Raw genomic sequence first — 23,746 nt, 5'->3', positions numbered from 1 at the left:
AACCGTTACTCTCGCTTCTGCATCCCTTTCCTAATAGCGGGTTTTCAGGCTATTAATAAATTCGAGTAGAATTTTACTATAATTTTTCAAGAATTATAGTAAAATCTTGAAGAGATTTATTAAGCGGATGAATCGGTTTTATTAATAAGCTGTTTTTCTGTAATGATTTATCTCATTTCTTTGATGCGTTTCAACGCTTCCGCCAGTTTGTCGTCCTTGCAGCAGAGCGAGATGCGGATATATCTCTTTCCGTTGCTGCCGAAGATAAATCCCGGGGTGATGAATACGCGCGCTTCGTGCAATACCCGTTCGGTCAGTTCCTCTACATCGGCGCAACTGTCGGGTATCTTTCCCCAAAGGAACATGCCTACTTGGTTCTCATCGTAAGTACATCCCAGTTCACGCATAATCTCTCCTGCCAGTTGGCGACGGTTGCGGTAGTTCTTGTTATTGCCTTCGTACCATTCCTCGCCGGCTTCCAGGGCATTGGCTGCGGCAAGTTGCATGGCACGGAACATACCGCTGTCTATGTTGCTCTTCACTTTCAGTATCCATTGTACAAAGTCTGCATTAGAGGCGAGCATACCGATGCGCCAGCCCGGCATGTTGTGGCTCTTGCTCATGGAGTTGAATTCGATGCAGCACTCTTTCGCGCCCGGAATGCTGAGAATACTGATAGGGTGTTCGTTCAGAATAAAGCTGTACGGGTTGTCGTTGACGATGACAATGTCCTTGCGGCGTGCAAAGTCCACCAGTTTTCGGTACAGTTCCGGTGTGGCGTTTGCTCCTGTCGGCATATTGGGGTAGTTGGTCCACATCAGTTTTACGCGGCTCATATCCATCTTCTCCAGCTCGTCGAAGTCGGGCATCCAGCCGTTCTCCTCTTTCAGGTTATAGTTTACGACCTCTGCGCCCAGTATCCTGCTCAATGAAGTATAGGTGGGATAGCCGGGATTGGGAACCAACACCTGTTCGTCCGGGTTGACGAAAGCCAGCGTAACATGCAGGATACCTTCCTTGGAGCCGATGAGCGGCTGTATTTCTGTATTCGGATCCAGCTCTACGCCGTACCATCTCTTATACCAGCCGGCAAAGCTACGGCGCAGTTCGGGAATACCCACATAAGGCTGGTAGCCATGTCCGTCGGGGTTGCGGGCCGCATCGCAAAGCGTCTGTATGGTACTCTCCGAAGGGGGCATGTCGGGACTGCCGATGCCCAGGCTGATTACATCCTTGCCTTCGGCGTTCATCTGTGCCACTTCTTTCAGCTTTTTAGAGAAATAGTATTCGCTTACGCTTGCCAGCCGGTCGGCTGGCTTTATTTTAGATAGTTGATTTTCCGTCTTCATATTCTCCCAATATTTTAAGTTCTTTGGTCAGTGGGGTGATAGCCACGATAGATTGTTTATACTTCAGCACATTGTCGAAAACTATGTCTACATAGAATTGATATTCCCATTCGCGTCCGATGATGGGCAGTGACTGTATCTTTGTCAGGTTGATGCGGTAGAAAGACAGGATGGACAATACTTGCGAAAGGCTTCCCTCGGTATGCGGCAACGTGAATACCATGCTTGCCTTGTTCACTTCCTTGTTGCGGTGGCGGCTCAGCTCGTCCACTTGCCAGGGGTCTGCCACAACCAGAAAGCGGGTGAAGTTGTGTTTGTTGGTTTCGATACCTTCCTGCAACACCTTCATGCCGTAACGTTCGGCGGCGGCTTTGGAACAAATGGCGGCATGTCCTCTCAGGTTTTCTTTCCTGATGATTTCTGCACTGAGAGCGGTGTCCTCGCCTTCCACTACCTTGATGCGGGGATGCTGTCCGAGGAACTCACGGCACTGCATCAGGGCGATGGGGTGGGAGTTGACTTCCGTGATGTCGTCCCAATCCTCGTCGGGCAGGCAAACAAAGCTATGCGAGATGCGCAATTTGTATTCGCCTACAATCTGTGTGCCGCTTTGGCGCAGGAGTTCATTGTTGTGCAGTAAGCTGCCTGCAATCGTATTTTCTATTGCCAGCATGCCTATGGTCTGACTGTCCTGTTTGACAGCAGCAAATACGTCCTCGAAGCTGGCGCAGCAGATAAGCTGTATTTCTTCTCCTTCGAAGTACTTGTGTGCGGCAATGTCGTGATACGAACCTAATGTTCCTTGAATGGCTACCTTTTTCATTCCTGACTCTCTTTTCTTGATTTATGCTACAAAAAAATCCCGCTTCCATACACTGGAGCGGGACTTTATATATTACTTAGTTCTCTATTCTGTTTTAAGCATCACTGTCACTTGATACATACAAACTCCCGCTCTACTTTCCGGCTAAAGTAAAAGTAAAAAAAGAAGTAATATGCATAAGTAAATGATTTCATTCTTGCTTTTCGTTTTGAATTATGTGGCAAATGTAACACTTTTCTTTTAGATGCAAATAAAAACCGATGTTTTTTTTGATAATTGCATCATTTTATAGATAATGTTTTATAATCCTAATACATTTGTCGTATTATTGCCCGGCAGATTGCCGTATTGTCCGTTGAAATCCAGCAATTCTTTCGGGTTAAGTTCCAATCCGCGTTTCATGTCTTCCATGGAGCCTTCCTTGTCGCCGTTCAGCAGTTTGGCGCGGCCGCGTTCGTGGTATGCTTGGGCAAAGTCGGGATTCAGCTCGATAGCTTCATCAAACAAGGCGATGGCTTCGGTCAGCTTTTTCTGGACGATGTACAACTGTCCCAAGTAGAGGAATGCCTGTTCGTTGAATGGATTCAGTTCCGTTATATGAAGATAGTCGGCTTCCGCTTCGGCTTCCGCACCGGTCGCTTCCTTTATCTTTCCGCGAAGCAGTATGGCGTTTTCATCGTCCGGGTCTTGGGCGAGTATGGCATCGATGTCTTCCATGGCCTCTTTGTACTGCTGCATCTTCGTCAGAGCCTCGGCACGCAGCAGACGGGCTTCGGTGAAGTCGTCCTTGAGTACGATGGCTTTTGTGAGGTGGGCGATGCACATGATGCCGTCATTCTGGCCGTTGTCGGCTTTTCCCAGCAGATAGTGCGCCATGGCATTGCCTTCTTCAACGGCAATGGCTTTCTTGGCAGCTTCCGCCATGGCGGCATAGTCCTCCTGCATGTAGCAGACGTTGGCAAGGGTGAGTAAAGTAGAGGTATGCTCCGGTTCTGTTCGGATCATTCTTTCCAAAAGCTTGCGGGCTTCATCCAGTTCGTTGGACTGGATGTATACTTGTACCAGATAGCCCATAGTCTCGAAATCCTCTTGCAGCGCAAGGGCTTCGGTGAAACATTTGATGGCATAGTCAGCGCGTCCCATACGTTGGGCACGCATACCGTCGTACTTGAATATCTCGAAGTTCTTCTGATTGTTTTTCTGTTTTTCCTCTTCCGGATTTGCCGGCTTGCCGGAGAAGAACGATTTAAAGAATCCCATGATTATGATGTTGTTTTAGTTATGTTTTTAATAGGTTGATAGGATTGGTGTGCTGATGCACTGCACAAAAGTAATGATTTATTTTTTGATTTGCAGTATTCCGTCAACGGCAATAATTTTTCCTTCGTCCAATAACCGGTGCAATATTTCGGTCAGAAGCTCTTTGTCCATTGGAAGTTGTTTGAGCAGGCCGGCGGGAGTCAGGGACTCACGGGACAATATCCCGCATACTTTTGCACAAAGCGTTTTCCGGTCCGGTTGTTCAGAAGCTCCCGGTTTGCTGCGCAGGCTGATGCAGGTGTCGCATTGTCCGCAGTTATGTTCGTTTCTTTCCCCGAAGTAGTCCAGCAGCATACGGCTGCGGCATACGGTGTCGTTGGTCACGTAGTCGAGCATGGCATTGATGCGCGTTTCATAGCGTGCTTTCCGGTGTTCGTATACTTCCGGGGAGATATGGATGCGCTGTGCTTCCACGCGTTCGCGCGTGTATATTATATAAGGTGTCTTTTTATGGGGAATATAGCTTACGATGCGCAGTTTGGCAAGGTGAACCAGCATTTCGTAGATTTGCCGGCGGGTAAGTCCTGTGCATATGGCAAGCGAAGCTTCGTTGATATAGGTATAGTCTGTGAATACTCCGGTATAGGAACGAAGCACGGCTTGTATGAGCCTGTCCATGTCTTCACCCATTTCGCGCAGCCGGTAGAGTTCATCCCTGCGTATGGTGAAGAGGATGCGTGAGGTGCTGTCCTGTTCGGCGGTGTACTCCAGATAGCCCGCCTGGGTCAGGATTCGCAAAGCACTGTCCACCGGTACGGGGAAGTACTTGAATTTGCGGCAGAAATCTTCGATGTTGAATTCGCGCACGCAATCCAGCCCGTCACCCATTGCCATTTGGTAATAGTATTGGAGATGTTCGTAAACGTCTCTGATATATTCTTTCTCCGGAAAGGTGTCGAGGATGCGTTTGTGCAGTGTGGTCTTGTCCGACTTGGCATATAGGATGACGGCATATGCCTTTTGTCCGTCACGTCCGGCTCTTCCGGCTTCCTGGAAGTAGGCTTCTATGGAGTCGGGCAGGTCCATGTGGATAACGATGCGCACGTCCGGTTTGTCTATGCCCATGCCGAAAGCATTGGTTGCCACCATGACACGGCTTTCGCCGGATTGCCAGCGGTGCTGGCGGATGTCTTTGGTGGCATCGTCCAGTCCGGCATGGTAGAAATCGGCTGTGATGTGCTCGTTGTTCAGCAGTTCGGTAATTTCCTTGGTGCGGCGGCGGTTGCGTGCGTATATAATAGCACTGCCGGGCATGCTGCGCAGTATATGCAACAGTTCGGCAGTCTTGTTCTCCGTTTTGCGAACAATATAAGCGAGGTTGTTCCGCTCGAAGCTCATGCGGAATACATTCTTGTGACGGAAATGCAGACGGGCTTGGATATCCTTTACTACTTCGGGGGTTGCAGTGGCAGTCAGCGCCAAAACGGGGACATCCGGCAGCAGTTCGCGTATCTCTGCGATTTTCAGATAGGCGGGGCGGAAGTCATACCCCCATTGCGAGATACAGTGGCTTTCGTCTACTGTAATCATGCTGATGTGCATTTTCTGCAATTTGGTGCGGAATAGTTCCGTATCCAGACGTTCGGGTGAGATATAGAGGAACTTATAGTTGCCGAATATACAGTTTTCAAGGGTGATGATGATGTCCTGCCGGCTCATGCCGGAGTAGATGGCAAGTGCCTTGATACCCCGCTTCTTCAAATTTTGTACCTGGTCTTTCATCAGGGCTATCAGGGGGGTAATCACCAGGCACATTCCTTCTTTAGCAAGTGCCGGGACTTGGAAAGTAATGGACTTGCCGCCACCCGTAGGCATTAGTCCCAAGGTATCCTTATTCTTGCTGATGCTGTCGATGATATCTTCCTGGATACCCCGAAAACGGTCATATCCCCAATACTGTTTTAGGATTCGGGAGTTGAGAGTTGAAAGTTGGGAGGCATCGGGCTGCGAGGACATGGTTGCAAAGTTGAAAGATAAAAAGGGTGTGTGATACTATATATAATGATGATATTTCAGGTGCGGATTACACGGACTTTATAGACTAAAAAACAGTAAAATCCGTGTAATCCGTGCCTAAAGGAAAAACACAAAGAGAATATTCTCCCGTCTTCTTCGGCTTAATTCGGCTTTATATCTTCAATTTGCAATTGTACTTCTCCCCGTTTGTGGGTGTTTTCCTCAATGGTGTAACAGATGTCGAACGAACGCTTGGTCTTGATGTAGCGCACGTGAGAACTCTGCCCGAAAGCAATGCCGTTCATTACATTGTTCGATTTGTTGTCCACCAGTTCCAGCTTGATATGCTCCTGGTCGCGTCCTACGACTTTGCTGGTTCCGTAGTCGTACACGTTGTGAGTACAGAATACGGGCTTGGTATTGTCGGGACCGAAGGGGTTGAACTTCTTCAAATCATTGCAGAATTTGGGAGTGATATCCCGGAAGTCGATTTCGGCATTGATGTCGATTACGGCGCTGGTCTGTTCCGGCAGAATATGCCGGGATACGAATTCTTCGAAACGTTCGGTGAAAGCGGGTACGTTTTCCACTTTCATGGACAGACCGGCAGCATAGGTATGTCCGCCGAAGTTTTCCAGTAAATCCCGGCAGTACTCGATGGCTTTGTATACATCGAAACCGGAAACGGAACGTGCCGATCCGGTAGCCATATCATCCGTGCGTGTCAGTACTACGGCGGGGCGGTAATATACTTCCGTCAGGCGGGAAGCGACGATTCCGATTACTCCTTTATGCCAATCCTCGTTGTACAACACGATGGAGCGGCGGTCTGCGAGTCCTTCCAGACCGACTACGATTTGATTGGCTTCTTCGGTCATGGTCTTGTCAAGGTCTTTGCGGGTTTCGTTATACTGGTTGATTTGTCCGGCCTTTTCCAGAGCAATCGAGAAGTCCTTTTCCGTCAGCAGGTCTACGGCTTCCTTGCCGTTCTGGATACGTCCGGAGGCGTTGATACGCGGACCTATCTTGAATACTATATCGCTGACGGTGATTTCTTTTTCCGACAGTCCGCATACGTCGATAATGGCCTTCAGCCCTACGCTCGGATTACTGTTGAGCTGTTTCAAACCGTGATAGGCAAGTATGCGGTTCTCTCCCATAATCGGTACGATGTCCGAGGCGATGCTGACTGCCACCAAGTCCAGCAGCGGAATCAGATGATGGAATTCGATGCCGTTGCTGATGGCGAATGCCTGCATAAATTTAAAACCTACTCCGCAGCCCGAAAGATGCTCGTAAGGATAGGTGTTGTCTTCGCGCTTGGCGTTCAGTATGGCTACGGCAGGGGGCAACACTTCATCGGGTACGTGGTGGTCGCAGATGATGAAGTCGATGCCTTTTTCCTTGGCGTATGCAATTTCGTCTACAGCCTTGATGCCGCAGTCCAGCACGATAATCAGTCCCACACCGGTTTTGGAGGCATAGTCCACACCTTGTGTCGAAACGCCATATCCCTCGTTGTAACGGTCGGGTATGTAATAATCTATGTTCGAATAGAACTGTTGAATAAACTTATAGACCAGGGCCACGGCGGTGGTTCCGTCTACATCGTAATCTCCATAAATCAGAATGCGCTCTTTCTTTCCCATTGCCTTGTTCAGGCGTTCTACGGCCACGTCCATATCTTTCATGAGGAACGGGTCGTACAAATCCGGTAGTTGCGGGCGGAAAAACTTCTTGGCAGCTGTTGCTGTCGTTATTCCCCGCTCCACCAGCAATCTCCCAAGTACAGGGCTAATCCCTAATTCCTGGGCCAGTCGTTGGCTTGCTTCTGCCTGATCGGATGTAATGGGTAAATAATTCCATTTGTGAGTCATTTTATATATTATTTTTTCTTTTTCTATCGCCAAGTGCCGGAGAATAAGGGGAACTTAGTGTTATCCGATTGCTGTGCGCTATTTCTCCAACAAGCTGTAAAGGTATGAAAAACTCTTGAAACCGATGTGAATTCTATGGAAAATATTCTTAATGATGCGCTTTCTCTCCTGAAATCCTTTTATTTTTGTGGTGTCTAAGAGTTCGTTTGGACTCTCTTCAAATAAAGGAAATATGCCTATGCTCACTTTTATCTCTTGTGCCAAGACCATGACATCGCACTGTTCTTTGAAAGTGCCCGAAGTTACCGTTCCGTATTTTGAAGCGGAAGCTGTACGGAATGCGTTGGAAATGTCACAGGTTTCTGCCGCAGAACTGGAAAAACTCTTGAAGGTGAATGCTAAGATTGCTGCGGAAAACAAGGTACGTTTTCATGACTTTTGTTCGGAAGACAATCACCCTATGCCGGCAATCGGTGTATATACGGGAGCTGTTTTCAAACGCATCCTACCAAAGGATTTTACGGCTGATGACTTCCGTTATGCACAGGAACATCTCCGTATCACCTCTTTTCTTTACGGATTGCTCCGTCCGCTGGACGGTATCAGACCTTATCGTCTGGAGGGAGATGTGCGCCTGCCGGAGAAAGGCGGTATCACCATGTTTGATTATTGGAAACCGCTGCTGACGGACTATTTCATAGAAGAAATCAAGAAACGGGGCGGTATACTGGTCAACTTGGCAAGTGGTGAGATGAAGGATTTATTCGACTGGAAACGGGTGGAGTCGGAGGTGCGTGTGGTTACTCCAGACTTTCAAGTGTGGAAAGGCGGAAAGTTAAAGACCGTTGTCATTTATGCGAAGATGTGTAGAGGGGAGATGGTGCGTCACATCATCAAAAATCGCATTGGATGCCCCGAAGATTTGAGAGGTTTCTCGTGGGAAGGTTTTACTTTTGACGAGGGACGCAGTACGGATAATCATTTGCAGTTTGTATTGGAATAAAATAGAATTATTAACCGATAAATATAATAGTATTATGAGAAACATTCTTTTATTGTTTTTGTCTTTTGGGATGGCATCCTGCTGCCAGGTGAAACAACAGGAAACCGCATCGTTACCTGTTAATGTAATGTCTTTCAATATCCGTTATGATAATCCGGGGGATAGTCTGAACAGTTGGCAATACAGAAGAGACCGTGCGGCTACTGCCATTCATTTCTACGATGCCGATATATTAGGTACGCAAGAAGTGCTTCATAATCAGTTGGAAGATTTGAAACAGCGTTTGCCGGAATATGATGTGGTTGGAGTAGGGCGTGAAGATGGAAAGGAAAAAGGGGAGTACAGTGCGCTTTGGTATAAGAAAGAACGCTTTGTATTGCTTGATTCGGGCAATTTCTGGTTGAGTGAAACGCCGGAGGTTGCCGGTTCTAAAGGCTGGGACGGTGCTTGTGAGCGGATGGCTTCATGGGCAAAACTGAAGGATAAGGTTTCCGGTAAGGAGTATTTTGCGTTGAATACACATTTGGATCATGTGGGTGTTGCGGCACGTCGTGAAGGTGTGAGCCTTATGTTGGATAAAGTGAATGAACTGAGCGGTGGGGCTCCTGTAATCGTAACAGGTGATTTTAATGCAGCGCCGGAATCGGATGTTATCAGGCACGTGACCGATACGGGGAATCCAAAACATCTGACCGATGCGCGGGAAATATCTCCCATTGTCTACGGCCCGTCCTGGAGCTTTCATAATTACGGAAAGATTCCCTATGAGGAGCGTCCGTTGATTGATTACGTATTTGTACGTAATGGACTTAAAGTCCTGAAATACGGTGTGCTTGCCGAGACGGAAGGAGATGCTTTTTTGTCTGACCATGCACCTGTACTGGTTACGGTGAAATAATATTCAGCCAGTGATTTGAATTTTATGCGATAGGGGCGGTATTGCGTTATTTTTTTCGTAAATCCCGCCCCTCGTATTTGCAGATAGCTTCTATCCACTCTTCTGTCAGCGGTTTGGATTCGTGTTTGCTAAGGTCGTAAGCTACCATGACGGAAGTGCATATACATTTTACTTCCTGCGTCTCGATATCTATGACACGTTGCGCAAGATGAAAACTCTTCGTGCCTATTTGGGTCACGGCGGTCTGTACGGCAATGTGGTCGGAGCCGTAAATCTGGGCAAGGAAGTTGGCTTCGATGTGGACTACGACAATTCCGTCTTTCTGCCAGTCGACATGCGGGCATACGGAAGCAAAATACTCTGTCTTGCCTAAATCATAGAAAGAGAAGTAAACGGTATTGTTGACATGACCGAATTTGTCGACGTCGTTAAAGCGCAGTTGTATGGGTAATGTGTGGTTAAATTTAATCTCTTCTTCCATTGCTTTCTCTTAAACCTTGTTTGTCATATCTGTTGTGCAAAAGGCAAAGTTTGCCGTTTGCGAAAATAGAAATAATCAATGTCTTAAAAAGACGACAAAAGCATATTGCTAATTTTGAGCAAAGATAGAGCTTTTTTGTGAGTAATTATATCTGTGGAAACCAAAAAATATTAGCTGCTTAGGCTTTTGTCATTTGTGCGTGCGGATAAAGGTTTGTCTATATCGCTCTCTCTTCTATGAAATGGGAAGGAAGCGTTTATTTGCCGGTTTTTAAGCATATTTAGTGAATGATGTAACAACGGGAAATAAATGTGTAACATGATCCTTAAACCGATAAGGGGTAATGCCGTACATTTGCGACATAATATTTACATACTTATTAATTATCATGAAAAACAAATTGGTAATATTGCTTTTATTTTTGGCTATATGCGGACTTACAGAGGCAAAAGCAGTAGCTAATGACGAGGGGGCAAACACCTCTAATTTCATTTTCAGGGGAACGGGCAATCCGTACCTGCCGTTATGGGAACATCTGCCTGATGGCGAGCCGCGCGTTTTTGAAGATCCCGATAATCCGGGAAAATACCGCGCTTATATCATCGGTTCGCATGATGTCCGCTTTAAGAGCTATTGCGGGGCTGATATAAGAATGTGGTCGGCACCTGTGGAGGACTTGTCCGCTTGGCGTGACGAAGGACCAGTTTTTACGTATCAGATAGGCGGGCAGTGGGATGTAATGTATGCACCCGATCTTGTTGAGGTGAGAAGAAAAGACGGTAAGAAGGAATATTATTTGTATCCTCATAGCCGCGGCAGGCACCGGGAAGCGATGGTCGCTAAGGGAGAGCGTCCCGACGGACCTTTCACTCCTATCAACCTGACAGCTGACGGAACGAAGACATTGCCCGGAAGTATCATGGGGTTTGACCCTTCTGTTTACATTGAATATGTTATGGATCCGGATGATCCTGACTATGAAATCGGTTTTAGGGCATACGGCTACTGGGGATTCCAACGTTCGTTGGCAGCGCAGTTGGACCAAAAGACGATGTATTCCGTACGTCCCGGCACTGATGTCATTCCATATTTTATGCCGGCAGGCCGCAGAAACGGAATGGTGCGTGATTCGATTTCATATCCGCACATTTACCCGGGGGAAGATCTTGGAGCATTTAACTTCTTTGAGGCTTCTTCCATTCGTAAGATCGGGAATAAGTATGTCACGATTTACAGCGGATATTCCGGACGGGAATATGGACTGGGCATGACAAATTCCACTTTGCGCTATGCCTATGGCGATTCACCGTTGGGCCCTTGGAAAAGCGGGGGAGTATTGGTGGATTCACGCGCACCGGTGCTGAATCAGGACGGTACCCATTTGGAAACAAGCAATGCAGCTCATAATACCCATGGCAGTATAGAGCTGATCAACGGACAGTGGTATGTGTTTTATCACCGCCCACCCCGGGGATTCGGAAATGCACGCCAGGCAATGGTGGCTCCAATCCATGTGGAATGGGATGAAAAGGCTGTGTCGGAAGGAGGAAAAGTCTCTATCAAGGGGTATGACCCGTATGCAAAAGATGGCATTTGGACAGCTAAGGATGCGCAGGGAAACGAATATAAGGGTGCAGAAGTCACTTCGGAAGGATTCCATATTTTCGGCCTTGATCCTTATCAATATTATTCGGCAGGATTTGCGTGTTATCTTTCCGATGTAGCTCTTCAGCAAGATGCATGGGATATTTGGAATAACCATGCATCCATCACAAATGTAAAGAATGGTAATATAATAGGATACAAATATTTCGGGTTCGGTGGCTTGGATAAAGATAAGTTGGGCTTGAAAGCGTTTAAGGGAACTCAAAAAGGGAATAAGACCGCATTTAATCTTTTCCTCACACCGAAAACATCAAAAGCGTTCAAGGTTAACGTATGGTTGGATGGTCCATGGAGCAATGCGGTCTGGAAAGGAACAAAAATAGGTGAGATAAGCGTTCCGGGTAATTCGGCACAGGAGATAACCCGGTTTACGGTTGATGTATCTAAGTTCGTTGACCACCTGGATGAGAAACATGCCATTTTCCTTGTTGCCGAAGGCGAAGGGGGAGAAGAACTTTTTGATCTGATCGGTTTAGGATTTAGCTCAAAAAAGAAAGATATAGCCCGTCCGGTTGTTCCCGAAGTGAACATAGCTGTTAATGGGAAACAGATTGAGTTGCCGGCAACTCCCGTACGTTCTACTGAAAGTAACGGTATTTTGGGATATGACCTGTACGAAACGGTTTATGAACTTCCGTCAAATGCAGTCGGTTTGCCGAAAGTGTCGGCTACGGCAACGGATAAGAGTGTGAAAACAACGATTACACAGGCCGATTCGAACTCAAAGATGGCTGTTGTGAAATTTGATTATAAGGGTTTGGTGAAAACCTATAAGATTAAATTTAACGTCTCCATGCCGTAAAGCTCGTTGAGTCACAGCATGAATGGTTAGTTTCATGGAAAGCGGCCTGCTCCGTTGGGAGAGGCCGTTTGTTTGTTGGTTTTATCCCCTTTCTAAATTAAATAGGTGTTTGATAGGTAATAGCAAAATAAAAAATACTACTTTTGCGTATTAATCACTGTATTTATAGAGTAAGAAATGATAGAAGACATTAAAAAAGCCTGCCAGGTAATGAGGGAAGGCGGGGTGATTCTGTACCCCACCGATACCATTTGGGGTATTGGTTGTGACGCTACCAACGAAGATGCGGTGCGCCGTGTATATGAAATAAAGCAGCGTCAGGACAGCAAAGCGATGCTGGTGTTGGTGGATTCTTCCGTAAAAGTGGATTTCTATGTCCGGGATGTTCCGGAGGTGGCGTGGGATTTGATAGACCTGGCAGACAAACCGTTGACTATTATTTATTCGGGAGCGCGTAATCTGGCGGCAAATTTGCTGGCGGAAGACGGAAGCGTGGGCATCAGAGTGACAAATGAAGATTTCTCCAAGCGTCTTTGCCAGCAGTTCCGTAAGGCAATTGTTTCTACTTCAGCCAATATCAGTGGGCAGCCTTCGCCGAAGAACTTCAGCGAAATAAGTGAGGAGGTAAAGTCAGCGGTGGATTATATCGTGGGCTACCGGCAGGAAGAGATAAGTAATCCGAAGCCATCCAGCATTATCAAGTTGGATAAAGGCGGAGTGATTAAAATAATCCGTGAATAAAGGAAATGACTGGAGAAGAGAGAAGTTGGTTGCAACGCTTTATCATTTGGCGTGAGAAGAATGTCAAGGAGAAACGGTTTATCCTGGTTCTTAGCTTTCTGGTCGGTATCTTTACGGCATTTGCCGCATTGATATTGAAACTGTTGATACATTGGATACAAAATTTTCTTACGGAGAATTTCGACACAACAGAGGCTAATTACCAGTATCTGATATATCCGGTGGTGGGAATCTTTTTGGCCGGGTTGTTTGTACGCTATGTCGTAAAGGATGATATCAGTCATGGAGTTACGAAAATTCTATATGCCATATCCCGCAGGCAGGGACGTATCAAACGTCATAACACGTGGTCATCCATTATTGCCAGTTCCATAACAATCGGGTTCGGCGGTTCGGTCGGGGCAGAGGCGCCGATTGTGCTTACCGGTTCGGCCATCGGCTCCAACTTGGGCAGCCTGTTCAAAATGGAGCACCGCACACTGATGCTGTTGGTGGGATGTGGCGCTGCCGGGGCCGTGGCAGGTATTTTCAAAGCTCCGATAGCGGGACTTGTTTTTACGTTGGAGGTGCTTATGATAGACCTTACAATGTCTTCGCTGCTTCCGTTACTGATTTCGGCGGTGACGGCGGCAACCGTTTCTTATATCGTGACGGGCACGGAAGCCATGTTTAAGTTCCATCTTGACCAGGCTTTTGAATTGGAGCGTATCCCTTATGTGATTATGTTGGGTATTTTCTGCGGACTGGTTTCCCTCTACTTTACCCGTGCCATGAATTCGGTGGAAGGAATGTTCGGTAAACTGAAACTGCCTTATAAGAAACTGCTGGTGGGCGGCGCTATGTTGAGTATTTTGATATTCCTTTTCCCGCCGCTTTACGGTGAAGGGTACGATACGATAGAATTACTGCTTAACGGTACAAGTAACGTTGAGTGGGATACGGTGATGAATAACTCTTTCTTCTACGGACACAGCCACTTGCTGCTGCTGTATCTGATATTGATAATCCTGTTTAAGGTTTTCGCTTCGAGCGCAACGAACGGCGGTGGTGGTTGTGGCGGTATTTTTGCGCCTTCTCTGTATTTGGGATGCATCGCCGGATTTGTTTTTTCCCATTTCAGCAATGATTTTGAGATGACTGCCTACCTGCCCGAAAAGAACTTTGCCTTGCTGGGCATGGCGGGAGTGATGAGCGGTGTTATGCACGCTCCGCTTACGGGAGTGTTCCTGATTGCCGAGCTTACGGGAGGATACGACTTGTTCTTGCCGTTGATGATAGTCGCGGTCAGCTCTTATCTGACGATTATCGTTTTCGAACCGCACAGTATCTACTCCATGCGTCTGGCAAAGAAAGGTGAGTTGCTGACACACCATAAGGATAAAGCGGTGTTGACGCTGATGAAAGTGGAGAATGTGGTAGAGAAAGACTTTGTCGCAGTACACCCGGAAATGGACCTTGCCGAGTTAGTGAAAGCCATCTCCGCCTCACACCGCAACATATTTCCGGTGACGGACAATGAGGGCAAGCTGATTGGTATTGTCCTGCTGGACGACATACGCAATATCATGTTCCGGCAGGAACTGTATCATCGTTTTACGGTAGGCAAACTGATGACCTCCGCTCCGGCGCGCCTTTATGATACGGACAGCATGGAGCAGGTGATGCGCACTTTTGACGATACGAAAGCATGGAACCTGCCGGTGGTGGACGGAGAAGGCAAGTATCTCGGTTTCGTGTCCAAATCAAAGATATTTAACTCGTACCGTCAGGTATTGGTACATTTCTCGGAAGATTAAAAGAGATGATTATGAAGAAAGAAGATTTACGGATTGTATATATGGGGACTCCTGAATTTGCGGTGGAGCCCTTGCGTTGCCTCGTAGAAGGCGGATATAATATAGTAGGGGTAATCACGATGCCCGACAAGCCGGCTGGACGTGGACATAAGGTGCAATTCTCTCCGGTAAAACAGTATGCGCTGGAGCATGACCTGCCGCTTCTCCAGCCGGAAAGATTGAAAGATGAAGCGTTTGTCGAGGCTTTGCGTGCCTGGAATGCCGATTTGCAGATTGTGGTTGCTTTCAGAATGTTGCCGGAAGTGGTTTGGAATATGCCGCGTCTGGGAACTTTCAATCTGCATGCGTCGTTGCTGCCGCAGTATCGTGGAGCTGCACCTATCAATTGGGCGGTGATTAACGGTGATACGGAAACGGGCATCACTACTTTTTTCCTGAAACATGAGATAGATACGGGAGAGGTCATCCAACAGGTTCGTGTGCCGATTGCAGATACGGACAATGTAGGTATTGTACACGATAAGTTGATGATGCTTGGCGGACGTCTGGTTACGGAGACTGTGGATGCCATTCTTGCAGATACGGTGAAATCCGTTCCGCAGGAAGAAATGGCTGTAGTGGGCGAACTGCGTCCGGCTCCCAAAATATTCAAGGATACTTGTCGCATCGACTGGAACCAGCCTGTCAAGCGGATTTATGATTTTATCCGTGGTTTGTCTCCCTATCCGGCTGCGTGGACAGAATTGGTACAGCCCGACGGAACGGCGGTGGTTCTGAAAATCTTTGAAACAGAGAAGATAGAGCATCCGCATGAATCCGCTCCCGGAACTTTGCAGACCGATGGTAAGACGTATATTCGCATAGCCGGTACAGACGGTTGGATTGGTGTGCGTGCTTTGCAGCTTCCCGGCAAGAAACGCCTGAAAACGGATGAGTTGTTGCGCGGATTTAAACTGACCGGAGAATGTCGGGCGCATTAAGCGTTTATCCGAAATCTTTTTGTACATTTGTCTGTTGTAAATTCGTGTAACCTATTAGAATGTAACTGTTATGAAACCTATAATATCCCCTTCCATATTGTCTGCCAACTTTGCATACCTGGCAAATGATATTGAAATGATTAACGGTAGTGAAGCCGACTGGGTACACGTCGATATAATGGACGGCGTGTTTGTTCCCAACATATCTTTCGGTTTTCCGGTATTGAAGTATGTGGCAAAGCTTGCCGAGAAGCCTTTGGATGTGCATCTGATGATTGTACAGCCGGAAAAGTTCATTCCGGAAGTAAAGGCGTTGGGGGCACGTATAATGAACGTGCATTATGAGGCATGCCCGCATTTGCATAGGGTAGTGCAGCAAATCCGCGAAGCGGGAATGTTGCCGGCGGTTACTATCAATCCGGCTACTCCGGTATCTATGCTGAGAGATATTATCAACGATGTCTATATGGTGTTGATAATGGGGGTGAATCCGGGATTCGGCGGTCAGAAATTTATAGAACATACTGTTGATAAGGTACGCGAGTTGCGCGAACTGATAACAGTGACCGGTTCGGAAGCCCTGATAGAGGTCGACGGCGGTGTCAATCTGGATACAGGCTCCCGTCTGGTAGATGCAGGAGCCGATGCTTTGGTTGCCGGCAATGCCGTATTTTCTGCTCCCGACCCTACAGAAGCAATCCGTGCTTTGAAAAATCTGTAATATTTATTGATAACAGACAACTTGCAACGGTATCCTTTCCTGCGACTGTTGATGCCGTTGGTTGGTGGAATAGTATATGGGGATAAATGTCCTTGCATACTGTCCGCCGGTTGGTGGATAGCTGTCATACTGCTGTTGATAGGGACATATATTCTTGGCCGTAAGTATTATATTCTTTGCAAGCTATATGGGGCTGTCGTGTTTTTGGCGTGTTTTGTATTGGGGTGGACTTTAGTGAGCGTGCAGTTGAAGCAAGCCGAATATATATTCCCGAATACGGAAAAACCTTCCACTTACCGGATTACTCTTACGACAAAGCCGGAAATCAAGAAAAACAGCATTTTATTTCGCGTTGCTTTGCGGGGAGAAGTGTTGAAAGATACATTTTTATATAACTTTTCAGAAAAGAGTTTTTTGTTTTATTTTCCTAAAGATACGGCGGCATATTCCTTGAAAAGAGGGGATGAACTGCTGGTGTGCACCTGTTTGTCTCCACCTGCCAATAACGGTAATCCGGATGAGTTCGATTACGCCCGTTATCTTCTTCGGAAAGGGATAAGCGGAACAGCGTATGTACATGCCGGACATTGGTGTGCGATTGGTTGCGACAGCACTCTCGCTTTTCGTCAGCAGGCTTTGGAGTGCCGGAGCAGGCTGGTTGCTTTATATCGGGATATGGGGTTTCGGGGAGATGAATTGGCGGTACTCTCTGCGCTTACAATAGGAGACAAAGAAGAGCTGAGTGAGAGTATCGTAGAGACGTATTCGGTTGCCGGAGCCAGCCATGTACTGGCACTTTCCGGGCTGCATATCGGCTTTATTTCCGCCCTGTTGCTGTTTATCCTGTCTCCTTTGTGGATTAGGTGGCGGTTTTTAAAGCCGTTTTTGTTTCTGTCTGTAATCCTCTTGTTGTGGGGATTTGCTTTCCTTACAGGGTTGTCTTCTTCCGTGGTACGTGCGGTTGTCATGTGCTCATTTGGATTACTCTCCATGCTGATACCTGCCTGCCGGAAGCTTACTTTGAATACATTGGGGGTTACGGCTTTCCTGATGCTGCTGTTTAACCCCGTGTGGCTGTTTGATGTAGGGTTTCAGTTGTCTTTTTCGGCTGTTGCAGCTATTGTACTGTTACAACCCGGGTTATACGGGTTGTTATCGGTAAAGAATCGTCTTTTGCGTAAAGCGTGGGGGCTGGTTACTGTTTCCCTTGCCGCCCAGGTGGGAACGGCTCCGTTGGTAATGCTCTATTTCTCACGTTTTTCCACACACTTCCTCTTGACTAATTTGTTGGTAATCCCGTTGGTTTCGTTGATTGTGTATGCGGCTGTTATATTGCTTGTCCTGACTCCTTTTCCTGTCTTGCAACAGCTCTTTGCCGATGTGGTAGAAATACCGCTAAGGATGCAGAATGCTTTGCTCCGTTGGATCGAACAGCTCCCTTTGGCTTCCATAGACCGGATTTGGGTCGATATATGGGATGTCTTCCTGTTTTATTGTTGCCTGTTGTTGTTCTGCCGTGTTTGGATGAGGCGTACGGCAGCGAATGTATATATCGCTTTGTCAGCCCTGCTGCTGTGCGTCTCTTATCATTCGTATGCGTTTATCACAGATGCTCCCCGGCGCAGCATTGTTTTTTATAATGTCCGTGGCTGTCCGGCAGTGCATTGTTTGGCAGATAACTCCGCTTCATGGCTGGTCTGCGCCGATACACTGCCCGATGTCACCCGGTTGGAACGTTCGCTTTCTTCCTACTGGGGCCGTTTGCGCCTGGAACGTCCTGATGTGATTGAGGGAGATTGTCTGCTTCCTGATATTTCGGTCCGTAACAAAACCGTTTTCTATGCAGGGAAACGCATTTGTCTGTTGTACGACGACCGTTGGGGCAACAAGATATCCGATGTGCCTGTTTCTATTGATTATCTGTATGTTTCTCACGGTTATAAAGGGGATATACAGGAACTCGTTTCCTTGTTTGAAGTAGGTACGGTAGTGATTGACGCATCTCTTTCCGAATACTATCGGGAGAGGATTATCAGTGATTGTATCCGGTTGGGAATTCCTTATCTTCCTCTTTCCGAAAAAGGTTCTGTACACATATTATTATAAATCATAAACTTTTTCGTACTTTTGCCTTTTCTTTTGTTGCAGGTAAGACGAAGTTGTTCCGGATATGCAACGTAAACTGTAAAATAGCGAGTAACTATATGTTGACCAAAGTAATAGAACAATCTAAAATAGACCACTTTGCCAAGTGGCTGGAACGTGCGGATAAAATAGTTATTGTTGCCCATGTGGCTCCCGACGGAGATGCAGTAGGCTCTTCCCTGGGGTTGTGGCATTTTCTTAATACGCAGGACAAGGATGCGACTGTCATTGTTCCCAATGCTTTTCCCGATTTCCTGAAATGGATGCCCGGCAGCAAGGATATACTTCTGTACGACCGTTATAAAGAGTTTGCCGACAAATTGATAGCGGAAGCCGATGTCATCTGTTGCCTCGATTTCAACGCTATCAGCCGTATCGATGCTATGGCAGACGCCGTGTTGGCTTCTCCTGCGCGGAAGATACTGGTAGACCACCATTTGAATCCTGAAGATTTTTGCAGAATCATCATTTCCCACCCCGAAATATCCTCGACTTCTGAGCTGGTGTTCCGCCTGATTTGCCGCATGGGCTATTTCAGTGACATCACCAAAGAGGGAGCTGAATGTATCTATACCGGTATGATGACCGATACGGGTGGCTTTACGTACAACTCCAATAACCGTGAAATTTATTTTATAATCAGTGAGTTGCTTTCGAAAGGTATCGACAAGGATGATATTTACCGGAAAGTGTACAACACCTATTCCGAAAGCCGTCTGCGTCTTATGGGGCATGTGCTGTCGCAGATGAAAGTCTATCCGGAGCATCGTGCCGCCCTGATTACGCTGACTAAGAAGGAACAAGGTAATTTCAATTATATCCGTGGCGATAGCGAAGGGTTTGTAAACATACCGTTGAGCATTAAAAATGTCGTTTTCTCCTGCTTCCTGCGTGAAGATACGGAAAAGCCGATGATAAAGGTATCCCTGCGTTCGGTAGGCAGTTTCCCCTGCAACCGGCTGGCTACAGAATTCTTTAATGGCGGCGGGCATTTAAATGCTTCCGGCGGAGAATTTTACGGTACATTGGAAGAGGCTAAAAAAGTGCTGGAACTTGCATTGGAAAAATTCAAACCGCTGCTTAATGCCAAAGGATAAAAAAACAGCGGTTGTAAAGGTTAAAAGATACGAACTTTCTACTTGCAACTTTTAACTTTCGGGTAAATCAGATATTTTTGTACGAAATTACTAAATAACAGAAATGAAGAAACTTACTTTATTCTTTTTATCCTTACTGGCATTCGGCTTGGGTTTTCAGGCGTGTGATGACGGCAAGACCTATGCGGAGATGCTTGATGAGGAAAAAGACGGTATAAATGACTTTATCAAAAAGGAAGGCATCAAGGTCATCTCGCAGACCGAATTCTATGCGCAGGATTCTACTACCAACGTCGAGGAGAATGAGTATGTGCAGCTTGCCAGCGGAGTGTACATGCAGATAGTGGATAAAGGCTCTGAAAATGCAGCCGACACTGTGAAAAACAACGATGAAGTGCTGGTGCGTTTTATGGAATATAGCATTCTTGACAAAGATACCACATTGTCCAATCTGAATGCGGTGGAAACCGTAGATGCATTCCGCTATGCGGTGACTTCTTCGTCCATTGCAGGGACATTCCTGCAGGGATATATGATGACTTATTATTCATCACCGACAGTTCCGGCAGGCTGGCTTGTCCCGTTGACTTATGTTCGCAACATGGCCCATGTCAAACTGATTGTTCCTTCCAAGATGGGGCATCAGACAGCCATGCAATATGTCTACCCTTATTTTTATGACATCCGGAAACTTCAAATCTGGAAATAACTAACCATTTATTTAAATAATTAACCTATGACTCTAATCAAATCTATCTCTGGAATCCGCGGAACAATAGGCGGTGGTGCAGGCGAGGGGTTGAATCCGCTCGACATCGTGAAGTTTACTTCGGCATACGCTACGCTTATCCGCAAAACGTGTACAGTAAAAAGCAACAAAATTGTAGTAGGCCGTGATGCGCGCATCTCGGGCGAGATGGTAAAGAATGTGGTGGTAGGCACGCTCATGGGTATGGGCTGGGATGTAGTGGACATCGATTTGGCTTCTACTCCGACTACCGAACTGGCTGTTACCATGGAAGGTGCCAGCGGAGGTATCATCCTGACCGCTTCTCACAATCCCAAGCAGTGGAATGCCTTGAAACTTCTGAATGAGAAAGGAGAGTTCCTGAACAAGGAAGAAGGCAACGAAGTGCTCCGTATCGCCGAAGCTGAAGAGTTCGACTTTGCCGAAGTGGACAAGCTCGGCTCTTATCGCAAAGACCTTACTTATAACCAAAAGCATATCGACAGTGTGTTGGCGCTTGACCTGGTGGATGTGGAAGCTATCAGGAAAGCCGATTTCCGTGTAGCCATCGATTGTGTAAACTCCGTAGGCGGCATCATTCTTCCGCAACTGCTGGAACAGCTCGGAGTGAAGCATGTGGAGAAACTCTACTGCGAGCCTACCGGTAATTTCCAGCACAATCCGGAACCTTTGGAAAAGAATCTGGGCGACATCATGAACCTTATGAAAGGCGGTAAGGCAGACGTTGCTTTTGTGGTAGACCCGGATGTAGACCGTTTGGCCATGATTTGTGAGGACGGTAAGATGTACGGTGAAGAATATACACTGGTTACCGTGGCCGACTATGTGTTGAAACACACTCCGGGCAATACGGTTTCCAACCTGAGTTCTACCCGTGCGTTGCGTGACGTAACACGTAAGTACGGTCAGGAATATTCCGCTTCTGCTGTAGGCGAAGTGAATGTAACTACCAAGATGAAAGAGGTAGGCGCTGTTATCGGTGGCGAAGGCAATGGTGGAGTTATTTATCCTGCCAGTCACTACGGACGCGATGCTTTGGTAGGTATTGCCTTGTTCCTCAGTCACCTGGCGCACGAAGGTAAGAAGGTTAGCGAATTGCGTGCCACTTATCCGGCCTATTTCATGGCTAAGAACCGTGTAGACCTGACTCCAGATACGGATGTCGATGCCATCCTTGCCAAAGTAAAGGAAATCTATAAGAACGAAGAAATCAATGATATTGACGGTGTAAAGATTGACTTTCCCGACAAATGGGTACATCTGCGCAAGAGTAACACGGAACCGATTATTCGCGTTTACAGCGAGGCGGCTACGCCGGAAGCAGCCGAAGAAATCGGTCAGCAGATTATGAAAGTAATTGAAGACTTGGCAAAATAATTGTACCGTTCTTTAGAACACAGAAACACAAAGATACAGAGAGTAGACAGCTAAACTCTGTTTCTTTGTGTTTCTGTGTTTTTTATATTGTTACAGCTGAATGATTCTCCCTATCTCTTGCTCAAAATTGGGAGTGAATATCCCTTTCCCTATATTTTCTTTAATTTCCTCTGTACTCCAGAAGCGTCCGCCATCCAGTTCGTCACTGGGATGTATCTCTCCGTCATATACGGTTTTGTGCACAAAGACAAGCTCCTTTTCGCGAGTAGATTCAAAAACATAGCTGGTGATAGTTTCCGGTGCGAAGTCGGTTATCCCTAATTCCTCGCGCACTTCCCGTTTCAGCGCCATTTCTACGCTTTCGCCTAAATCTACGTGTCCGCCTACCGAGGTATCCCACTTGCCGGGTTGTATGTCTTTCCATTCGGGACGTTTTTGCAGGTATAATTCTCCTTTGGAATTGAATACATGCAGATGAATTACGGGGTGCAGCAGTTTGCTTCCGTTGTGGCATTCACCGCGGGTAGCTGCACCTATGATGTTTCCCTGCTCGTCAACAAGAGGAAACATTTCCTGGTTATTGTCGCTGTTCATTAATTCAGAGCTTTTTGTTGGTTTTATCGATGAAAATGGTGCATTCTCCGAGAATAGTTACGGTATCAGCAAAGACGAATCACCGTAACTCAAAAATCGGAAATCATGGGCAAGCGCATAATCGTAAATCTTGCGCCAATCTCCATGCAGAAACGCTGAGACAAGCAGCAGCAATGTGCTTTGCGGCTGGTGGAAGTTGGTAACCATGGCTTTTACGATTCTATATTCGTATCCCGGAGCAATGATGATTTGCGTGCTGGAATGCAACGTTTCCATGTGATGCCGGTCGAGGTAGGCTATGATTGCCTGCAGGGCATCTACAGCGGGTGTTGCTGCTGTTTCAAGCGCCGTTTCATAAGGTTGCCATTGTTTTACATGCAAATCTTCTTCCGTAGCGTTAGGATTGTGCAGCAGAGTAACGCCTATGTGATAGAGGCTTTCCAGTGTACGTACAGAGGTTGTCCCTACCGCAATGGCTTTTCCTTCATGCGCTACCAGCTTCTCCAGCGTACTCCTATTGACGGATATGTATTCCGTGTGCATTTCGTGCCCTTCTATCTCTTTGCTTTTGACAGGTTTGAACGTGCCGGCTCCTACGTGTAGGGTCAGTTCTTCCAATGCTACCCCTTTTTCACGCAAGGCGTCCAGAACTCTCGGAGTGAAGTGCAGACCGGCTGTCGGTGCGGCTACCGAACCTTTTATCTTGGAATAAACGGTCTGGTAAGTCTCCTTATCACTCTCCTGTGTCTCCCGGTTCAGATAAGGAGGGATGGGTAGTTCGCCGAACACTTCGAGAATATCGGCGAATGTTATTTCCGGATTGTTCCAGCGGAAATCCACCCAATGGCTGGTTCCATGGCACGCTCCGCGTTCGGCAGTCAGGGTAAGCGGCTTTCCTTTTACGGTTATTTCCCGTTTGAGCGCACCTTCTTTCCATTTTTTCAGATTGCCTATCATGCAGAGCCATGCGGCATGCTCCGTTTGCTGGAAGTTGAGGACATAGTCGTTGGGTTGGATCGGTTCGAGACAGAATACTTCGATAAGCGCTCCCGTTTCTTTATGGAAGTGCAGACGCGCCTGAATAACTTTGGTATTATTGAAAATCATCAGGCTGTTTGCCGGCAGATAGTCGGGCAGGGAAGTGAATATGTCTTCGGTAACTTCGCCGTGGCGATACAACAATAGCTTGGATTGGTCGCGTACAGGCAGTGGAAACTTGGCGATGCGTTCATCCGGTAACGGATAATTGAATTCGCTGATTCTAATATGTTTGGGATCTTCTTTCATATCTTTATTTTATTAGCGGACTGCAAAGGTACGGATATTTGGGAAGATTTGGATTATATGCAGCCAATTAATGACATATCAGTCAT

General features: G+C 46.9%; 19 protein-coding genes. 11 read left to right on the top strand and 8 right to left on the bottom strand.

The window, feature by feature from the left end:
* Positions 1-167: 167 nt before the first annotated feature.
* The 5 genes from H8S52_RS03985 to recJ all read right to left on the bottom strand — a co-directional run bounded on the left by H8S52_RS03985 (position 168) and on the right by recJ (position 7,325).
* Entirely contained in the window at positions 168-1,349 is a 1,182-nt protein-coding gene (locus H8S52_RS03985; RefSeq protein ID WP_186909330.1) for a pyridoxal phosphate-dependent aminotransferase, read from the bottom strand.
* Positions 1,324-2,172, bottom strand: a complete 849-nt coding sequence (locus H8S52_RS03980; RefSeq protein ID WP_016661569.1) for a prephenate dehydratase — start codon at positions 2,170-2,172, stop codon at positions 1,324-1,326. Before H8S52_RS03980 ends, H8S52_RS03985 begins: the two co-directional genes overlap by 26 nt.
* A 300-nt stretch (positions 2,173-2,472) precedes the next feature.
* Complete coding sequence (locus H8S52_RS03975; protein WP_186909329.1) at positions 2,473-3,432, bottom strand: tetratricopeptide repeat protein; 960 nt, start codon at positions 3,430-3,432, stop codon at positions 2,473-2,475.
* 78 nt (positions 3,433-3,510) lie between these two features.
* A complete protein-coding gene (locus H8S52_RS03970) occupies positions 3,511-5,448 on the bottom strand; it encodes an ATP-dependent DNA helicase RecQ (protein WP_186909328.1) in 1,938 nt (645 codons plus the stop codon).
* Positions 5,449-5,609: 161 nt separating this feature from the next.
* Positions 5,610-7,325 (bottom strand): single-stranded-DNA-specific exonuclease RecJ, encoded by a 1,716-nt coding sequence (recJ, locus tag H8S52_RS03965; RefSeq protein ID WP_186909327.1) that lies wholly within the window; start codon positions 7,323-7,325, stop codon positions 5,610-5,612.
* Between the two features lie 238 nt (positions 7,326-7,563).
* Between recJ and yaaA the strand changes: the two genes are divergently transcribed.
* Positions 7,564-8,328, top strand: coding sequence for a peroxide stress protein YaaA (gene yaaA / locus H8S52_RS03960; protein WP_186909326.1), 765 nt, complete (start codon positions 7,564-7,566; stop codon positions 8,326-8,328).
* Between the two features lie 34 nt (positions 8,329-8,362).
* Positions 8,363-9,226: an endonuclease/exonuclease/phosphatase family protein gene (locus tag H8S52_RS03955; RefSeq protein WP_186909325.1), complete on the top strand. Its 864-nt coding sequence runs from the start codon at positions 8,363-8,365 to the stop codon at positions 9,224-9,226.
* Positions 9,227-9,272: 46 nt separating this feature from the next.
* On the opposite strand, the gene H8S52_RS03950 is transcribed toward H8S52_RS03955, so the two are convergent.
* Entirely contained in the window at positions 9,273-9,707 is a 435-nt protein-coding gene (locus tag H8S52_RS03950; RefSeq protein WP_186909324.1) for a thioesterase family protein, read from the bottom strand.
* Between the two features lie 388 nt (positions 9,708-10,095).
* On the opposite strand from H8S52_RS03950, the gene H8S52_RS03945 reads away from it, so the two are divergent.
* The 9 genes from H8S52_RS03945 to glmM all read left to right on the top strand — a co-directional run bounded on the left by H8S52_RS03945 (position 10,096) and on the right by glmM (position 21,779).
* The gene (locus H8S52_RS03945; RefSeq protein WP_186909323.1) at positions 10,096-12,174 is read left to right on the top strand and encodes a hypothetical protein; all 2,079 of its coding nucleotides are present in this window, start codon (positions 10,096-10,098) and stop codon (positions 12,172-12,174) included.
* Between the two features lie 177 nt (positions 12,175-12,351).
* Complete coding sequence (locus H8S52_RS03940) at positions 12,352-12,915, top strand: L-threonylcarbamoyladenylate synthase (RefSeq protein WP_117906747.1); 564 nt, start codon at positions 12,352-12,354, stop codon at positions 12,913-12,915.
* A 5-nt stretch (positions 12,916-12,920) separates the two neighbouring features.
* Positions 12,921-14,711, top strand: coding sequence for a chloride channel protein (locus H8S52_RS03935; protein ID WP_117985871.1), 1,791 nt, complete (start codon positions 12,921-12,923; stop codon positions 14,709-14,711).
* A 5-nt stretch (positions 14,712-14,716) separates the two neighbouring features.
* Entirely contained in the window at positions 14,717-15,691 is a 975-nt protein-coding gene (fmt, locus tag H8S52_RS03930) for a methionyl-tRNA formyltransferase (protein WP_181987278.1), read from the top strand.
* 70 nt (positions 15,692-15,761) lie between these two features.
* Positions 15,762-16,412, top strand: coding sequence for a ribulose-phosphate 3-epimerase (gene rpe, locus H8S52_RS03925; RefSeq protein WP_060385928.1), 651 nt, complete (start codon positions 15,762-15,764; stop codon positions 16,410-16,412).
* Positions 16,413-16,463: 51 nt separating this feature from the next.
* Complete coding sequence (locus tag H8S52_RS03920; RefSeq protein WP_186909346.1) at positions 16,464-18,518, top strand: ComEC/Rec2 family competence protein; 2,055 nt, start codon at positions 16,464-16,466, stop codon at positions 18,516-18,518.
* Between the two features lie 98 nt (positions 18,519-18,616).
* Positions 18,617-19,654, top strand: a complete 1,038-nt coding sequence (locus tag H8S52_RS03915; RefSeq protein WP_117985870.1) for a bifunctional oligoribonuclease/PAP phosphatase NrnA — start codon at positions 18,617-18,619, stop codon at positions 19,652-19,654.
* 103 nt (positions 19,655-19,757) lie between these two features.
* Positions 19,758-20,363, top strand: a complete 606-nt coding sequence (locus H8S52_RS03910; protein ID WP_117906744.1) for a DUF4827 domain-containing protein — start codon at positions 19,758-19,760, stop codon at positions 20,361-20,363.
* 27 nt (positions 20,364-20,390) lie between these two features.
* The gene (glmM, locus tag H8S52_RS03905) at positions 20,391-21,779 is read left to right on the top strand and encodes a phosphoglucosamine mutase (RefSeq protein ID WP_060385930.1); all 1,389 of its coding nucleotides are present in this window, start codon (positions 20,391-20,393) and stop codon (positions 21,777-21,779) included.
* A gap of 90 nt (positions 21,780-21,869) precedes the next feature.
* On the opposite strand, the gene H8S52_RS03900 is transcribed toward glmM, so the two are convergent.
* Together H8S52_RS03900 and H8S52_RS03895 are read right to left on the bottom strand one after the other, a co-directional pair.
* A complete protein-coding gene (locus H8S52_RS03900; protein ID WP_117985868.1) occupies positions 21,870-22,373 on the bottom strand; it encodes an NUDIX domain-containing protein in 504 nt (167 codons plus the stop codon).
* 57 nt (positions 22,374-22,430) lie between these two features.
* Positions 22,431-23,660 carry an S-adenosylmethionine:tRNA ribosyltransferase-isomerase gene (locus tag H8S52_RS03895; RefSeq protein WP_117985867.1) on the bottom strand — a complete coding sequence of 410 codons (1,230 nt, stop codon included), beginning with the start codon at positions 23,658-23,660 and terminating at the stop codon, positions 22,431-22,433.
* Positions 23,661-23,746 lie beyond the last annotated feature (86 nt).

Origin of the sequence: Bacteroides sp. NSJ-48, from assembly GCF_014287405.1 — a bacterium.
GTDB classification, from domain to species: Bacteria; Bacteroidota; Bacteroidia; order Bacteroidales; family Bacteroidaceae; genus Bacteroides; species Bacteroides stercoris.
Note: the sequence above shows the minus strand (reverse complement) of the source record. Positions and strands in the feature narration are given on the sequence as shown.

Excerpts from the sequence above, each read along its gene's own strand:
- H8S52_RS03985 (WP_186909330.1), bottom strand. The coding sequence starts at position 1,349 with ATGAAGACGGAAAATCAACTATCTAAAATAAAGCCAGCCGACCGGCTG.
- H8S52_RS03980 (WP_016661569.1), bottom strand. The coding sequence starts at position 2,172 with ATGAAAAAGGTAGCCATTCAAGGAACATTAGGTTCGTATCACGACATT.
- H8S52_RS03975 (WP_186909329.1), bottom strand. The coding sequence starts at position 3,432 with ATGGGATTCTTTAAATCGTTCTTCTCCGGCAAGCCGGCAAATCCGGAA.
- H8S52_RS03970 (WP_186909328.1), bottom strand. The coding sequence starts at position 5,448 with ATGTCCTCGCAGCCCGATGCCTCCCAACTTTCAACTCTCAACTCCCGA.
- recJ (WP_186909327.1), bottom strand. The coding sequence starts at position 7,325 with ATGACTCACAAATGGAATTATTTACCCATTACATCCGATCAGGCAGAA.
- yaaA (WP_186909326.1), top strand. The coding sequence starts at position 7,564 with ATGCTCACTTTTATCTCTTGTGCCAAGACCATGACATCGCACTGTTCT.
- H8S52_RS03955 (WP_186909325.1), top strand. The coding sequence starts at position 8,363 with ATGAGAAACATTCTTTTATTGTTTTTGTCTTTTGGGATGGCATCCTGC.
- H8S52_RS03950 (WP_186909324.1), bottom strand. The coding sequence starts at position 9,707 with ATGGAAGAAGAGATTAAATTTAACCACACATTACCCATACAACTGCGC.
- H8S52_RS03945 (WP_186909323.1), top strand. The coding sequence starts at position 10,096 with ATGAAAAACAAATTGGTAATATTGCTTTTATTTTTGGCTATATGCGGA.
- H8S52_RS03940 (WP_117906747.1), top strand. The coding sequence starts at position 12,352 with ATGATAGAAGACATTAAAAAAGCCTGCCAGGTAATGAGGGAAGGCGGG.
- H8S52_RS03935 (WP_117985871.1), top strand. The coding sequence starts at position 12,921 with ATGACTGGAGAAGAGAGAAGTTGGTTGCAACGCTTTATCATTTGGCGT.
- fmt (WP_181987278.1), top strand. The coding sequence starts at position 14,717 with ATGATTATGAAGAAAGAAGATTTACGGATTGTATATATGGGGACTCCT.
- rpe (WP_060385928.1), top strand. The coding sequence starts at position 15,762 with ATGAAACCTATAATATCCCCTTCCATATTGTCTGCCAACTTTGCATAC.
- H8S52_RS03920 (WP_186909346.1), top strand. The coding sequence starts at position 16,464 with ATGCCGTTGGTTGGTGGAATAGTATATGGGGATAAATGTCCTTGCATA.
- H8S52_RS03915 (WP_117985870.1), top strand. The coding sequence starts at position 18,617 with ATGTTGACCAAAGTAATAGAACAATCTAAAATAGACCACTTTGCCAAG.
- H8S52_RS03910 (WP_117906744.1), top strand. The coding sequence starts at position 19,758 with ATGAAGAAACTTACTTTATTCTTTTTATCCTTACTGGCATTCGGCTTG.
- glmM (WP_060385930.1), top strand. The coding sequence starts at position 20,391 with ATGACTCTAATCAAATCTATCTCTGGAATCCGCGGAACAATAGGCGGT.
- H8S52_RS03900 (WP_117985868.1), bottom strand. The coding sequence starts at position 22,373 with ATGAACAGCGACAATAACCAGGAAATGTTTCCTCTTGTTGACGAGCAG.
- H8S52_RS03895 (WP_117985867.1), bottom strand. The coding sequence starts at position 23,660 with ATGAAAGAAGATCCCAAACATATTAGAATCAGCGAATTCAATTATCCG.